The following is a 13,370-nucleotide window of genomic DNA, read 5'->3' on the forward strand; positions in this document are numbered from 1 at the left end:
GGGGGGTGATTCCACCCGTTCCACTCGGGGACTCGAGGGGTGTATAGCCGACAACTATCTGCACAGTGGGACTGGTCTTACACTGCCGAGTCTATCCGACTTCTACAGTAATGTAGTCGTCCAATCTGGTCTACAGCGGTCAAAAAGATGAGAAAGGTGCTACGGTGAGGGTGCGTCGTATTCAACGCTCCCGATTTCGACACTTGCGTCAGCGTCGTCAATCGAATCACCGTGTTCTACACTCCCTTGGTAGGCGTAGATCGTGTAGCTATCATCGGACAACACGGCATCAGCGTCGCCGGCTGCAGCTTGACTGCCACTGTCTATCTTTGTCCCGTACACACCGTTTGCACCGGTACTGTTGAGATTAGGGTCGTGGACAGTTATCTCCCCACTCGAGTCAACGAACGCGATCCCGTCGATATTACTACCACCGGCAGTCAACTCGACAGTGATATTTTCAGTTTCGTTCTCACCAATGTCAGCGCTGGCGCTTATGCTCTTGTTCCCTGGATCGCCCATGTCCAGCACGAAGGCGGCAATCACGGCTGCGAGTATCACGGTAATAGCTACCATGAGTATGACCCCTATAACCGGGCTCACAGCCCTCTCTTCCTCATCTCCGACCAATTTTGACTGAAGTTCTTCAGGCATCATTGCTAGGGATCGTACGTGACTTGCCCGAGTTCGACGTTCGCGTCAGCGTCATCGATAGAGCCGTCTTCTTCAACACTCCCTTGGTAAGCGTATACGGTATAATCAGTGGAGCCACTGCCGGATAGGTCACCAGTACCATCACCACTGTCACTGTATGTCCCTGATGCGCCTGTGCTACTCACACTATCGTCATACACAGCGATCTTCCCGTTACTGTTGACAAATGCGATACCATCAACGTTGCTGCCACCGGCGGTCAATTCGACAGTGACATCCGAACCTCCGTTCTCAATGTCAGCGCTGGCGCTTATGCTCTTATTCCCTGGATCGCCCATGTCCAGCACGAAGGCAGCAATTACGGCTGCGAGGATCACGGTAATAGCTACCATAAGTATGACACCTATAACTGGTGACACTGCGCGCTGGTCGTCCGATCCAATCAACTTGTTGCGGATTGTCTTTCCATCCATATTTCAATCACGCATCGGCCCGTGAACGGTAGGAAGGCTTTTTGCGTCCCTCGGCGAACCGAGAGATGCAGCCCGGGGGATTGGGAATCCATCCAGTCGTCCCCGCTTTCCTGCCGCCGTCGTCCGATGCACAATATCGACAGGTAACTGGGTACATATATAGGTACCTGATAGTCCGACCAATTGGGCTTTCAAAACTGAGAATCAGCGGCTGCTATCTCGGTTCCAGTGCCCACTTGAAGTAGTTCTATCGGGCGATTCGGACACTGATCGGATATGATGGCAATCATTAACCGATCGGTGTCAAATACTCGAGTATGAACGATCGGCCGGTCCTCGTCACGCCGCCGATGCTTGCCCGGACCTATAGCGGCCGCGCCTACGAAGACCCATGGGACCTCGTAACTGACTACCAGCGTGTCCTCGAGTACACGGGGGAGCATCCGAATGCGAGCCCTGGCGGCGTGGCGTCGGCACTGGATCTCCCGCGCGGTCGCGTCCGGCCGTGGATCGACGACGGAGCGATTCCGCATCCGGTACGGGGCATTCAGACCGCTGAATCGCGTGGGTGGGTGCCGCTGACGGAAATCAGCGAGGTATTCGACCCGATCAACCGGCTTGTCGCATGGGTGTGTTCACGCGGGACGATCAAACCCGAGACCTATGGTCCTTATGTTCGAATCGAATCAAGCGACGATCGCGAGCGCTTCGAATCGCTCGTGACACAGCTCGGACTCGAGGCAAGAGAACACCGAACTGACGACAGTCTCCGCAGCACCGAACTGACGATTCGCGATGACGGGGCCGTGCTTGGTCGGTTGTTGACCTGCCTTGATGCACCGACTGACGATGATACGCGAGCGGTTGCCCCACAGTATCTTATTGACGTCTCTGAGGAGGCCCAACGCGAGTTTGCGCGCGTCTATCTCGAGAATCGGGCAGTCTACTGGGAGTTCAACGACCGCTGGCTGATCGACCACCAGAACCGCTCAGACCGCTACCGCCGGAGTCTGGCCACCTTCTTTCAGACGCTTGGTGCCGAAGCCGACGTTCACGAAGACGCCGTAAGTGTCGATGATTACTTTGTCTCGGAGTTGGGTATCGAACACTAATGCCGACTGATGAGGAGTATCTCGAGGATCTCCGCGACTTTGCCGCTGAGATTGGTGAGACACCGACGCGTTCGCAGATGAACGACGACGGGCCGCACTCGAGTACGCCCTACTACAACCGCTGGGGGTCGTGGAACGACGCACTCGAGGCTGCCGGCTTAGACCCAAATCACGAGTACGTCTCCGATGAGGACCTTCTTTTAGAGTTGCAACGGCTTGCCGACGAGTACGGTCAACCGGTGCTGGTTGAGGATCTTGACGAGCATGGACAGTATGATCCAGCGACATATTTTCGGCGGTTTGAGTCGTGGTTTGCTGCCCGTGAGCAAGCTGGGTTGAATCCCGAGGACATACGTCCAGGCCGGCGGGTCGACGAGGACGATTTACTCGAGGCTGTCCGCGATCTCGCGACCGACCTTGGACGGCCACCATCCCAATCGGAGATGAACGAGCGCGGCGACCGGTCGGTGACGCCGTACCTGCGGCGCTGGGGGACGTGGGACCAAGCGCTCGAGGCCGCGGGGCTTGGAACGCGCGAGTGAACCGTGCGAGTGTAGTGCGCCCGAGGGGGGTAGGCCCCACTATCGATCTGTTCTGTGGCTCGCTCATGCGGTCAGTCGACGGCACTCGAGATGTCGAGGTTCGGACCATAAAATTATATATGAAATATGGTAGGTAACTCGAGTATAGTATTACCGGTGGGTGGTTTCTACACAGTCAGAGAGATGTAACTATCTCCTAAATTATAAGTGGGTGGCTAGCTAGTACGCTAGTGTCCGAGGTGACGCCAGCGCGAAAATCTGGCCGGCTGTTAGAGCAGCCGACCTCGGCTTCGGAGGTATCAGAAGCCATGAGTCAATCTGAGACGCGACCTGATAAGCGTACCGACGACAAACCGACCGAACCTGATCGATTCTACGCGCCCGTGCCCGCCGACTGGATCCGCATGGGACGGGACCAGCACGTGCTCGAGGGCTACGACCGCTTCGTCGCCACGAAACTCTGCTACGAGCGCCGACTCGAGCGCAACCCGTCGGCGATCGGCGGCTACACCGAGCGCAACCGACTGCACGTCCTCTACCGCGACCCCAGCACCGACGAGGCCGCCGAACGGATGTACGACGCCGCCGTGGTCGAGACCGACGCCGACGCACTCGAGGTCAACACCTCCGCAATCGACGGCGACGTGGGCCCGAACGACTGGGGCCGGATCAACTACGACGCCGTCACGCCGACCGACGGCGTCGCCGTGGTTCCGAAGTGTGTCTTCGACGGCGAGCCGCTGAATTTCAAAGCGTCCGTGGCTGTCCGTTCGGACGAACCCCGCATCGGAGACGATCGGTAGGAGGGTTCGATCGATGTTCGATATTTCTTCGCGACCGACCGACGAGCGACAGGACCGGCTCCCGGCGAAAGAGGCCCGATCGATCCGACAGCACTACGATGCTGAGCGCCAGAAGCGACTCCTCGCGGAAGCGCGGGCCGTTGCTGGCCCGGAGGCCGATCGATGACCGAGACGCTCGAGTGCCGCGAGCGGGCGATGCTCCGCGGGATCCCGGTCGGCGTCGGGCAGACGGCGCTGTGTGACGGCTGCGGTCGGACATTGCGGCCGAACGACCGCGTCGAAATCCTCGTCGATGTCGAGGGCACGGTGATCGACTTCGCGACGACGCGCGGGCCCTGTTGCGCTCGCGGCGAGCTGCCGTCCGAGACGACGCGGGACTGCTGGCTCGTGAGCGGCCGACTCGCTACGTCACACGACCACAAGATGCGGTCGGAACTTGTCCTCTCGGGCGCGTCGGTGATCGGCCGGACCGACTAACCGCTCTTACTGATTTTCGGTAATCTCGTCCGTAACCGTTGCATCTGGACCGACCACAACGTCGTACTCGGTCGCGTTCGCGTCGCCATCGATGAGCGAATTCCCTTTGAGGTCGATCCCGTCCCCAGGATCTTCGCCGGGGGCCGGAACGACCGTCACGTCGCCGATTACTTCGCTGCCGTCTTTCAGATTCACCGTCTCGCCCGCGGAGTGGATCTTACCCTCAACCCGCGTATCGGATTTGAGTTGCAGTGTATCACCGGACCCGCCCTCCGCGACAGTCATATCGCCATTGATCTCCGACCCGCCGTCAATACTCGGGACATTTTCCGTCTCGAGTTGGCCGGTCAATTCGCCGCCGTCGATATTGAGCGAGCCACCTTCGTTGAGCTTCACCGTTCCATCAAGATGCCCACTATCGTCGATTATCACGTCAACATCTGTTCGACCACCGTCTTCACCGACGATATCACACTTGAGATTGCCAGTGACCTCAATCTCACCGTCCGCAAGACGCCCTTCGAATTTCTCAGAACACCGTTCATATGTGGGTGAGACGCCACGCAGTTTATAGCTATCCAGTAGCACGCTGTCTCCGACGATTTGTATCACGTCACCGGCTGCGAGCGAACAGCTACCGTCACCGACGGCTGTCACGGCACCCTTCTCAAGTGACCCGCTCCCGCCCCATGACCCACAACCACTACCACCTTTGACCTGAATTCTAGTGTCGCCGGCAGCGAGCGATTGCACGCTCTCCACGCCGATGAGAACCTCTCCGCTCGCCTTCTCTTGGTAGACGAACTCCGCGCGTGGTTGGTGGTCGTACAACCCGCCAGAGAGAAGCGCCGCCGCGAGGACAGCCATGGACATTGTGATAATCCCGACCATGAGGACCATCCCGAGGACGGTCGAGACGGCACGATTGGAGTGATTTAACCGACGAATACTCATTAATCGATATTTCAATTACGATGACTAATACGTTATGCACAGCACTGGAGGACAACAAGCCCATGGTAGAGATTCCATCCGGTCAGGACGACTCCAAGTAGTGCTACCACAATTGGCACTGTAATCCGGGCCCATGCGGGTGAGAGGCGATATACGAGATAGAAGGGACCGAATAGGAGGAGTTTCCACCCGACGATCGCCCACAGCCCATAACTTCCAATTAGCGTTTCAACCAGTGGATTTGCTTCGGTCGCCGGCGTTGTACTGAGAAAGTACACTGTGGTCGCGGTGTCGCCGATCACATAGGAGATCACAGCACAGATCCAGGCTATAGTGTTGATACTCGGTCTTGTCAGGGCTGGCAACCGGGTCAATAGACCACTCCCACCCATATGACGCATATTCGTCAGGATTGAAATAAATCTACGCGAAATCCTATGGTTGACCGAACCCTTTTGGTAGCCCCGCAGCGTAGCCACTCATTGAACCCCGAACCCGGCCAAGGTCCTCGGGGGCTCCCTATTTCGATTCGTTTTCGCCGGCGTCGCGATCGTTGAACTCGAATGCTGCTGTCTCGACAGTGTCGACGAACCAGACCGCACGGCGGAATCGCTCCGAATCGCTCGGCGGGTCGGGGAACCGCCGCCGTAGCATCTCCAGCCGTGGAACGTGGATTTTCGTCGTCACGGATGTCCAGTCGTCGTCTTCGTGGGTTTCGTCAGGTGGGTGGTCGAACGCGAATCCTGCATTCGAGACCGCCGTCACGAACCAGACGGCGCGTCGAAACCGTTCTGAATCGCTTGGTACGTCCGGAAACCGTCTTTGCAGGGTCTCGAGTTCGCTTTCCTTGATCTTTGCTGTGACCGACGTCCAGCTATCATCGTCGCGATCGCCGACGGGCTCGTCGCCCATATCTTCGCCCTCACAGTGCTGGGTCAAAAACTCTACTCGTTCACGAACGCACTCTCTCGCCAACCCCGTCTGCCGGAGACTTCTCGAGAATGTTCATGACTTTCTGAGACTGTTGTAAGCGGTAGTTTCTTGTATTCGGGACTAGTCGTTATTGGTAAGAACGAACTTACTCGTGTCCGCTACCCGTTTCCGATAACTGGGTTCTCCCGGTGCTCCGGATTCGGGGTGCGCCGTGAGGCGTTACGACAGACACGGGTATCGACTTTTCAACCATGAGCATCACACACACCCAAGAGCCGTCAGTACAGCGTTCAGAACGCCCGACGCTCGAGTGCGAGCCAGCGGAAGTCTACGAGGAGTATGTCGCCGACGACCATACGATCTGCTCGCGCTGTTTCCGCGTTCAGTTCGCCCTACGGACGGTCGCAATCCCGGTCCGCTACGCGGAGGACGGCGAGTACGGGTTCGACGCGCTCGAGGAGGCCGATGTCGGCCAGGAGACGGTGCTGTGCCAGACCCAAGAACGAACGGCGGCCGTCGAGACGGTCCATCCGCCCCGCGTCGAGGGTCCGCTATACGATCCCGACGCCGAGGATCCGACGGCTAAATTCGATGTTCCTCTCGAGCGCAAGCGCGCGAACCCACCCGAAAAGATCGTCTGTCGCTGCGGCGCGATCGATCAGGAGGAAGGCCGCGCTCCGCTTGGGAAACAGGAGGCCGCCGAACACGCCCTCCGCATCGCGAACCGTCTTGAGGAAGCCGAGATTCCGCACAAGCGCGATCTCCTCGCGAAGAAAGTCCTCGAGTGGAAGTCTGAGCCTGAGTTGGCTTCGCGTGACGAGGATCTATTCGAACACGCGACGCGAGTTGCTGTTGGCCGGGCACTCGGCGAACGGCCGGCCGGGATTCGGTTCGACGATGGAAGCGTCGTTGTGGATAACTGAGGCCTGATTTTCCAATGTTCAACACCAACCCCGACCCCGACGAGCAACGGCTGTCCCGTCCCCAACTGTACGCGATGATCGCCGCCCTCGCGATCGCGGCTGCACTCGCGTTCGCCGCGACGGCACTCATTGGCGGCCCGCTGGCCGGACTGGCGATCGCGGTGGTACTGGCTGGACTGCTCGTCCGCCGACACGGACGGGCCATGTGGCAGGCGCGCCCTCGAGTGACGGACCTATCTACGACATCTACCGGTGGTCAACAGACGGTCGCTATATTTTTCGTCTTGGTTTTGGTCGTAAGTCTGCCAGCGATGTCTCTCGCTGGCGGGTTTGAGACTGCAACTGCAACCTCAACTACAACGATCCAATCTAGCGACAATGAGACGGTTAAATCGCCAACTCTCAGGTGGGGCTTCGAAGGGGATGCAATTGACGATGAACAGGGCGTCCCGTTTAACCCGTCAAACTCTGAGTACATCTCGTCAAATATCTCGCCTACTGCGATTTTCCTCGGATCAGCACAGTCTAACGGTGTAACAAACTCCGGTACATTCGATGACCGTGCTGGAACTCTTTCCTTTTGGTTCCGAACAACCAGCAACGGGAAAATAGTTGATGCAACTGACTCGAATGGGTATGGATATGAGTTAACAATCGAGTCGAATACCGAATTCCACGTTAAGCGGACGGATTCAAGTGGCACTTCTGACTTTTGGACGGGAGATACTGGTGACCTAACAACAGGCGAGTGGCACCACGCTGTTGTTGCACTAAACACGGACGGGAATGATGCCGCAGCCGTCTATATTGACGGTGTACAAGAAGCGTCGACTGGGGGTGGTTCAAATGATTATTCGTACAACCGAGAGATTGAACTCACACCTTCGACGTCTGCTGACATTGATGAATTCCGCCTCTATGATGAGACACTTAGCGGTAGTCAGGCAGATACACTCTACACCGATCCAACGATCGGATATAAAAAGGAGCAAATTGCTGGGCAAGTAACGACCTGCCCCGTCGATAACCCGACCTGCGAGAACCCGTCGCCAACTCCAAACGGGACGATCGTCGAAGCCGTCGGTGTTCGCGAATCGAACCTCGATCCCGACCAGGGCCAGACCCTCAAGGAACGGGCCGAGGAGATCCGATCGGAAGTCGAGTCCATCGACTACGATTCATTCAATTACGACCCGGATCTCGATGTCGAGTCGACGATCTCGGACGGGAAGGTACCCGTCGTCAACACGGAAGACGACTGGGCTGGGAGTGCAGGGACGCTCCGCTATACGGACAATCCGCATCTGGGGACGCCGCGGTTGCAAGCGCCGGCCGACGAGAGGTTCTACATCCATTTGCGGGAACCGAGTGGCAACCGCATTCAGGACAACGCTGACGAGGACCTGGCCGGCGTCACGACCTCAGGCACGATCGTCATCGAACAACTGAGCTACGACAGCGATGTCGTCGACCGGCAAACCGTCGAGACAAGCGAACAACTCTGCCTTGGCGTCAGCGTCGGGAAGAAATGTCACGAGGCCGCAGGCGTTAGTCTCTCGCCGGGCTTCTACCGCATCTACCCAGAAGGCCAGCCGGCGAACGGCTACCCGATTTCAGTTGGTGACCCCCAACAACAGATCCAAACGATCACTAGCGACCTCGAGGACCGCGCCGGACAACTCACGCAGCGCGGCGAACGAATCGTCGAGCTCGCAACGCAGGAGAAAATCGTCCGTAAAACCACTTCGACCTACTCCAAGAACGGGACCGCCGGGAAGTTCAACCTCAGTGTTCCGAAAGACGTGAACACGCTGCAGGTCCAGGCCTACACCCCGGCAGCGGAGGACATGAACATCACCGATGTCGAAAACGCCTCGTTCGAGGACCTGCAGCAAATCGCGAACCTCGAGACCTACAACGAGTCGTTCTACATCACGCCCGCGCCCGAGAGCGTGGACGTACCCGCCAACGAGACGTCGATCCGCGCTGTCGAAGTCAACTCGATCCCGTTCCAAGGCATCGACAAATCGCTGAACAAGTCCGAGTGGCTTCGCAACCTCCTCGAGAACGAGACGTACGCGGATATCGCTTCGGACTACCTCGAGCCGCCCAGCGAGATGAACAGCACGGAGATCGAGGATCTGCACTCCGAACTCTCGGATCTTGCAGACGAAAACGAAAACCTCCGCGAGCGGTTGACTGACCGGGAGGATATCAACGTCACCCTCGATCCCGACCAGAACACGGACAAACTCAAAGCCGAAATCGAGGCGCTGCGACAGGAGATTACACAGATTGAGGGCGGTCTCAACACGGGTGATCCCGAGACCGACATTGGCGATGGCACCGTCGACGCGACGATTCCCTTCGACGGTGACCTCGCACCCGACGGCGCGTCGGTCGTCGCGAACAACGTCCAGACCGGCGAGACGACTACTGTCTCCGAGGAATACTGGTCGGTCAACAAGCGGACGGGACGCTCGGACCAACTCGTTATCGAGGACTTCCCGATCGACGCTGACACCGCCCAGATCGCCTTCGGAATCACCGCCTCGAGCGAGGACGGCCAGAACATCGCCGACACGCAGGTTCCGATTACAAACCCGGCCTTTAGCGGCAACGCGCTTGCGCTGCAGGCGATCGACGTGACGACGGTGATGCCCGGTCCGAGCGAGTCGGTGACGGTCGAACCGACCGTCGGGAGTGACAGCGTCGGCATCGAGTCGGTCAACGCGACCGTTCGGGGCCCGGACGGCGAGCGACCGACGACCAACCCCGCCGCCGACGAAGTCCGCTTCGAGACCAACGGCGCGGGTAGCTACCAGATCCAACTGACGATTACGGATGCGAACGGCCAGCAGTGGAGTGAAACCGTCAGCATCCAAGCCATCGAGGAGACGGTCTCGCAGGACCCCAGCATCCGCGCTATTGACGGCTTTACCGGCCCGCTCGCGCTGGCCGGCGACGGTCTCGAGGGCGGCAGCGTCGACACCTCCGGCTCGGAGCTCGAAGTCGCGGCGATCTCGCCGCGAGACAACATCCCCTCGAGCCTGCACGTCTACGCGGAGGGAATCAGCAACAATCATCAGGACATCACGGTCAACCTGCTCAAAGAGACCGGCGAGGGCGAGCCCGAACAGGCCCGGCGGAACGCCAAGGTGTTCGTCCACGTGACCGAGTTGCCCAAGGATACGGTCGCGTACCGCGAGGGCAACCAACCCCTCGGGATCGGTTCGGACACCGCCTACGGCGGTGCACATCCCTCGGACCGTGGTGACGCCCACGTGATCAAAACCCACACCAGCGACGACGGATCGGTCACGATCGAGGTTCACAAGGATCCCGGGTTCTTCACGTCGGCGTTCTACGACGTCCAGACGACCGTTCCGATCCTCCTCCCGCGGCCGTCGGCGTTGAGTCCGCTGGCGACCGTCGGGTCGGCGGTCCTGCCGATTCTCGAGGTCGCGGTTGATCTGGTTGCGACGCTGGCGTCGCTGGTCGCCGAGCCCGCGACCACGGTCACCATCGACGCGCCGGTCGATGGACTGGCCGCCGCCCATGGAGGTACTATCTCAGCATGACACGAACACGCACACGTACGATCCTGACGCTAACGCTGGTCGTTTTGCTCGCCAACCCGCTGCTGGCCGCCCCGGCGGCTGCCCAGTCGCTCTCGCTCGGCGGCTCGAGCGGCCCACTCTCACCGGCGGCCGCCGACGCAGTCGACTGGTTCGGCTACTTGCCCCACGAGGATGCCGTCCGGTACGGCGACGGCGGCGACAAGGTCGGCGTCTTCGTCGAGACTGGTAGCGCCGAGGATCTCGAGTCACTCCAGAACTGGGCCAACGGGACGCCGGCAACGGTCCTCGAGACCGACGGCGGCCGGAACACGGCTCTGCTGGCGGTCCAACCGAAGCAGATCAAGTACTCGCTGACCGAACCCGAGAAGCTCCCGATGTGGGGCGACAGCGGGCAACCGCTGGCCGCCTTGAACTACGTCGAGCGCGTCGATCTCGAACTTGAGGTCAGCAACGTCGAGCCGGTCCGCAACCTCGAGTCGGCCGATAGCGTCGATGTCGAGCCGCCCGGCGCGACGGCGGCGACGGTCTTCAACGACGGCACGTTCGGCGAGGGAATGGCCTACGACGGCGACAGTCCGGAGACGTTCATCCGCGACGTGCGCCCCTACGTCGGCGCGGACGCGGTCGGCCAGAATGGCTCCGGTGTCAACGTGGCCGTGATCGACAGCGGCGTCAACATCGGTGACGGCCGGGTGTTCGGCAACGGGTCGATCGGCTCTGAGGTTCGCGTCGGCGACGGCTACGACTTCGTCGAGGACGAGCCGATCACCGCCGCCAACGGCTACGAGAACGTGTCCGATCCGAACGGGCACGGCTCGTGGGTCGGATCGGCCGCGGTCGGGGTTGACGGGATGGCTCCCGGCGCGACGCTCATGCCGTACCGTGCGCTCGACTCGGAGGGCTCCGGATCGACCTCGGACATCGTCAGGTCCGTCCGCCGGGCTGATCGGCAGGGTGCGGACATCCTGGTGATGAGCCTCGGGTCGCCAGTCTGGAACGACCAGCTCGCCACCGAACTCGAGCACGCCCTCTCGGAGGAGGGGAACGTGACCGCGGCGTTCGTCGCTGCGGGCAACAGCTACCAGACCGGTGTCGCCCGGTGGACGGCGTCGCCGAGCGACATCCCGGAAGTGATCGGCGTCCAATCGACCGACGCCGCGCCGCCTGCAAACGCGACCAAGAGCTACTACGGCAACGTCGGGCCAGACACGGGCGGCGACCTCAGTACCGGCGAATCGCGTGGTGTGACGCCGGATACCGCGGCTCCGGGCCAGAACCTGACCGCGCCCAACCTTCACCGACTCCGGTACCTACCGGAACACGACGCTGTCGGGCACGTCGATGGCCGCGCCGGTCGCCGGCGGCGTCGGGGCACTCGCCCTCGAGGCCAACCCCGCGCTCGAGGGCGACGCCGAGACGTTCCACGACCGAGTTATCGAGAGCGGCGCTGCGACGCCGAACCTCGGGACGACTGAGTCCGAGGGCGGCATGATCGACGCCGATCGACTAGTCGCGGGCAACACGACCGAGCCCGCACCTGAGCGGGATCTGAACGCGGCCGCGTCCGGGCGAGACACGGCGAACAACGCACTCTCGGCCCAGCCCGGCTTCCTCAAGGCGAGTAGCCGGTTTCTTCGGGGACGCTGCTGAGGCAGTCGGCGTCTAAGGAGGGTTCTCACTCATGTCCACAGAGACAGACGGCGACGAGCCCGTGGTCGGTCGTCGGGAGGTGCTTCGCGGCGGGGCCGCGGCCGTGACGAGCATCGTCGGAACGCTCTCGCTGACCGGCGTCGCCGCGGCGAGTCACGCCCGACTCAAAACCCAACTCGGTGACACTGACCTACGATGAGGGCGTCCTCCGACAGTACCGCCCGATGCTGGATCTGCAGACGTGACCTATTCGAACCGCCCAACACTACGGGGCTGGGTCGCGAGTTCGTCCGACGAGGACACGACCGTCCTCGTCTACGCTTGCGAGTACGCCAAGCAGGAGTCGTCGTGGTACGGCTTCACGTTTGACCTGACCTCGCATTCGGGCGATCACGAGTGGATCTACGTCGTCGTCGACGACGCCTCGGGCGAGATCGTCGAGACCGACTACACGGCCTACCACTGGTTGCGCGGGCGCGAAACGGCCCCGACGATCTACGAGGACAGCGACGGACCGCATCCGGTCTACCGCGTCGACGGGAACTTTCACCACTACTATCCCATCGGCGCGACCGAGGGCGAACTTCTCGAGGTCGAGTCGCTTGGCGATCCTGAGACCCAGAGCGGCGGCGTGTACTCGTGGCTCGACAACGGGATGGAGGAAGACCTCCGTCGCGGCGCGGTCCATAATCCATGGCTCATGGTCGGCTCGTCGGGCTACTCCGACTGGTGGACCCGACAGGGCCTCTCGTGGAAGAACCAGTTCCTGACTACGATGTACGCGGCCGGTGTCGCCGGTGCGGAGACGGCCGATCGAGGGGACATCTGACCATGACTCGAACGACGATTCGGTGGGCCTCCGGAGGGATTCCACCGCCGCCGACTGTCCCACCCCCGACCTTGCCTCCAGTCCCGCCCGACGACCCCTACCCGGGACACCGCGAGCCTCGCTCGCTAACCGACCCATCCTCAACACGACACTACAACAATGAGACCCATCTCAACGCGGCTTTTCGCGTGCCTGATCGCCCTGCTCGTCGTTACCAGCGGTTCGATCGCGCTGGCCGGCACTGCGGTCGCCGACCCGACAAGCACCGGCGATCTGGCAACTGACGGCACCGACACGATTACCGACTACAACGCGTCCGCGGACCGTAACCACACGGTCACCTACGACACGGATCTGAGTGCCGACACGAAAGACGACTTCGACGAGTTGTCGCTCGAGATTCGCAACGACGGCCACACCTACGCCAGCTACTCCTCGG

15 protein-coding genes and 3 pseudogenes are annotated in these 13,370 nt (G+C 60.6%); 13 read left to right on the forward strand and 5 right to left on the reverse strand.

Annotated elements, in window-relative coordinates; translation table 11 throughout:
- Positions 1 to 159: 159 nt before the first annotated feature.
- Positions 160 to 657, reverse strand: a complete 498-nt coding sequence (locus A6E15_RS19970; RefSeq protein WP_076148787.1) for a type IV pilin — start codon at positions 655 to 657, stop codon at positions 160 to 162.
- Positions 658 to 659: 2 nt separating this feature from the next.
- On the reverse strand, positions 660 to 1,127 hold the full coding sequence (locus A6E15_RS19975) for a type IV pilin (RefSeq protein WP_076148788.1): 468 nt from the start codon (positions 1,125 to 1,127) through the stop codon (positions 660 to 662).
- 317 nt (positions 1,128 to 1,444) lie between these two features.
- On the opposite strand from A6E15_RS19975, the gene A6E15_RS19980 reads away from it, so the two are divergent.
- From A6E15_RS19980 to A6E15_RS19995, 5 genes are all read left to right on the forward strand, one after another.
- Entirely contained in the window at positions 1,445 to 2,239 is a 795-nt protein-coding gene (locus A6E15_RS19980) for a hypothetical protein (RefSeq protein WP_076148789.1), read from the forward strand.
- Positions 2,239 to 2,781 (forward strand): homing endonuclease associated repeat-containing protein, encoded by a 543-nt coding sequence (locus A6E15_RS19985; protein WP_076148790.1) that lies wholly within the window; start codon positions 2,239 to 2,241, stop codon positions 2,779 to 2,781. The genes A6E15_RS19980 and A6E15_RS19985 overlap by 1 nt, the downstream gene beginning before the upstream one ends.
- Before the next feature lie 308 nt (positions 2,782 to 3,089).
- The gene (locus A6E15_RS19990; RefSeq protein ID WP_076148791.1) at positions 3,090 to 3,584 is read left to right on the forward strand and encodes a hypothetical protein; all 495 of its coding nucleotides are present in this window, start codon (positions 3,090 to 3,092) and stop codon (positions 3,582 to 3,584) included.
- Between the two features lie 13 nt (positions 3,585 to 3,597).
- Positions 3,598 to 3,750 (forward strand): hypothetical protein, encoded by a 153-nt coding sequence (locus tag A6E15_RS21190; protein WP_175607305.1) that lies wholly within the window; start codon positions 3,598 to 3,600, stop codon positions 3,748 to 3,750.
- Positions 3,747 to 4,061 (forward strand): hypothetical protein, encoded by a 315-nt coding sequence (locus A6E15_RS19995; protein ID WP_076148792.1) that lies wholly within the window; start codon positions 3,747 to 3,749, stop codon positions 4,059 to 4,061. Before A6E15_RS21190 ends, A6E15_RS19995 begins: the two co-directional genes overlap by 4 nt.
- Positions 4,062 to 4,067: 6 nt before the next feature.
- Here the strand turns inward: A6E15_RS19995 and A6E15_RS20000 are convergent, their stop codons facing one another.
- From A6E15_RS20000 to A6E15_RS20010, 3 genes are all read right to left on the reverse strand, one after another.
- Positions 4,068 to 5,015, reverse strand: a complete 948-nt coding sequence (locus A6E15_RS20000) for a type IV pilin (protein WP_076148793.1) — start codon at positions 5,013 to 5,015, stop codon at positions 4,068 to 4,070.
- 32 nt (positions 5,016 to 5,047) lie between these two features.
- Positions 5,048 to 5,407, reverse strand: a complete 360-nt coding sequence (locus tag A6E15_RS20665; protein WP_139326661.1) for a DUF5658 family protein — start codon at positions 5,405 to 5,407, stop codon at positions 5,048 to 5,050.
- A gap of 127 nt (positions 5,408 to 5,534) precedes the next feature.
- Complete coding sequence (locus A6E15_RS20010) at positions 5,535 to 5,927, reverse strand: hypothetical protein (RefSeq protein ID WP_076148794.1); 393 nt, start codon at positions 5,925 to 5,927, stop codon at positions 5,535 to 5,537.
- 272 nt (positions 5,928 to 6,199) lie between these two features.
- On the opposite strand from A6E15_RS20010, the gene A6E15_RS20015 reads away from it, so the two are divergent.
- The 8 genes and pseudogenes from A6E15_RS20015 to A6E15_RS20035 form a co-directional block, all read left to right on the forward strand.
- Entirely contained in the window at positions 6,200 to 6,871 is a 672-nt protein-coding gene (locus A6E15_RS20015; protein WP_076148795.1) for a hypothetical protein, read from the forward strand.
- Positions 6,872 to 7,182: 311 nt separating this feature from the next.
- Positions 7,183 to 7,803 (forward strand): annotated as a pseudogene (locus tag A6E15_RS22010) (LamG domain-containing protein); the annotation flags it as partial.
- 423 nt (positions 7,804 to 8,226) lie between these two features.
- Positions 8,227 to 10,452, forward strand: coding sequence for a hypothetical protein (locus A6E15_RS20020; protein ID WP_245800694.1), 2,226 nt, complete (start codon positions 8,227 to 8,229; stop codon positions 10,450 to 10,452).
- Between the two features lie 554 nt (positions 10,453 to 11,006).
- Positions 11,007 to 11,732, forward strand: a pseudogene (locus A6E15_RS22015) (S8 family serine peptidase); the annotation flags it as partial.
- A 61-nt stretch (positions 11,733 to 11,793) separates the two neighbouring features.
- Positions 11,794 to 12,102 carry a hypothetical protein gene (locus A6E15_RS22020; protein WP_139326670.1) on the forward strand — a complete coding sequence of 103 codons (309 nt, stop codon included), beginning with the start codon at positions 11,794 to 11,796 and terminating at the stop codon, positions 12,100 to 12,102.
- A gap of 31 nt (positions 12,103 to 12,133) precedes the next feature.
- On the forward strand, positions 12,134 to 12,301 hold the full coding sequence (locus A6E15_RS21195; RefSeq protein ID WP_175607309.1) for a hypothetical protein: 168 nt from the start codon (positions 12,134 to 12,136) through the stop codon (positions 12,299 to 12,301).
- A gap of 42 nt (positions 12,302 to 12,343) precedes the next feature.
- The gene (locus tag A6E15_RS20030) at positions 12,344 to 12,931 is read left to right on the forward strand and encodes a hypothetical protein (RefSeq protein ID WP_076148871.1); all 588 of its coding nucleotides are present in this window, start codon (positions 12,344 to 12,346) and stop codon (positions 12,929 to 12,931) included.
- A gap of 159 nt (positions 12,932 to 13,090) precedes the next feature.
- A pseudogene (locus A6E15_RS20035) lies at positions 13,091 to 13,370 on the forward strand (hypothetical protein); the annotation flags it as partial.

This window comes from Natrinema saccharevitans, from assembly GCF_001953745.1.
GTDB lineage: Archaea > Halobacteriota > Halobacteria > Halobacteriales > Natrialbaceae > Natrinema > Natrinema saccharevitans.

Excerpts from the sequence above, each read along its gene's own strand:
- A6E15_RS19970 (WP_076148787.1), bottom strand. The coding sequence starts at position 657 with ATGATGCCTGAAGAACTTCAGTCAAAATTGGTCGGAGATGAGGAAGAG.
- A6E15_RS19975 (WP_076148788.1), bottom strand. The coding sequence starts at position 1,127 with ATGGATGGAAAGACAATCCGCAACAAGTTGATTGGATCGGACGACCAG.
- A6E15_RS19980 (WP_076148789.1), top strand. The coding sequence starts at position 1,445 with ATGAACGATCGGCCGGTCCTCGTCACGCCGCCGATGCTTGCCCGGACC.
- A6E15_RS19985 (WP_076148790.1), top strand. The coding sequence starts at position 2,239 with ATGCCGACTGATGAGGAGTATCTCGAGGATCTCCGCGACTTTGCCGCT.
- A6E15_RS19990 (WP_076148791.1), top strand. The coding sequence starts at position 3,090 with ATGAGTCAATCTGAGACGCGACCTGATAAGCGTACCGACGACAAACCG.
- A6E15_RS21190 (WP_175607305.1), top strand. The coding sequence starts at position 3,598 with ATGTTCGATATTTCTTCGCGACCGACCGACGAGCGACAGGACCGGCTC.
- A6E15_RS19995 (WP_076148792.1), top strand. The coding sequence starts at position 3,747 with ATGACCGAGACGCTCGAGTGCCGCGAGCGGGCGATGCTCCGCGGGATC.
- A6E15_RS20000 (WP_076148793.1), bottom strand. The coding sequence starts at position 5,015 with ATGAGTATTCGTCGGTTAAATCACTCCAATCGTGCCGTCTCGACCGTC.
- A6E15_RS20665 (WP_139326661.1), bottom strand. The coding sequence starts at position 5,407 with ATGGGTGGGAGTGGTCTATTGACCCGGTTGCCAGCCCTGACAAGACCG.
- A6E15_RS20010 (WP_076148794.1), bottom strand. The coding sequence starts at position 5,927 with ATGGGCGACGAGCCCGTCGGCGATCGCGACGATGATAGCTGGACGTCG.
- A6E15_RS20015 (WP_076148795.1), top strand. The coding sequence starts at position 6,200 with ATGAGCATCACACACACCCAAGAGCCGTCAGTACAGCGTTCAGAACGC.
- A6E15_RS22020 (WP_139326670.1), top strand. The coding sequence starts at position 11,794 with ATGGCCGCGCCGGTCGCCGGCGGCGTCGGGGCACTCGCCCTCGAGGCC.
- A6E15_RS21195 (WP_175607309.1), top strand. The coding sequence starts at position 12,134 with ATGTCCACAGAGACAGACGGCGACGAGCCCGTGGTCGGTCGTCGGGAG.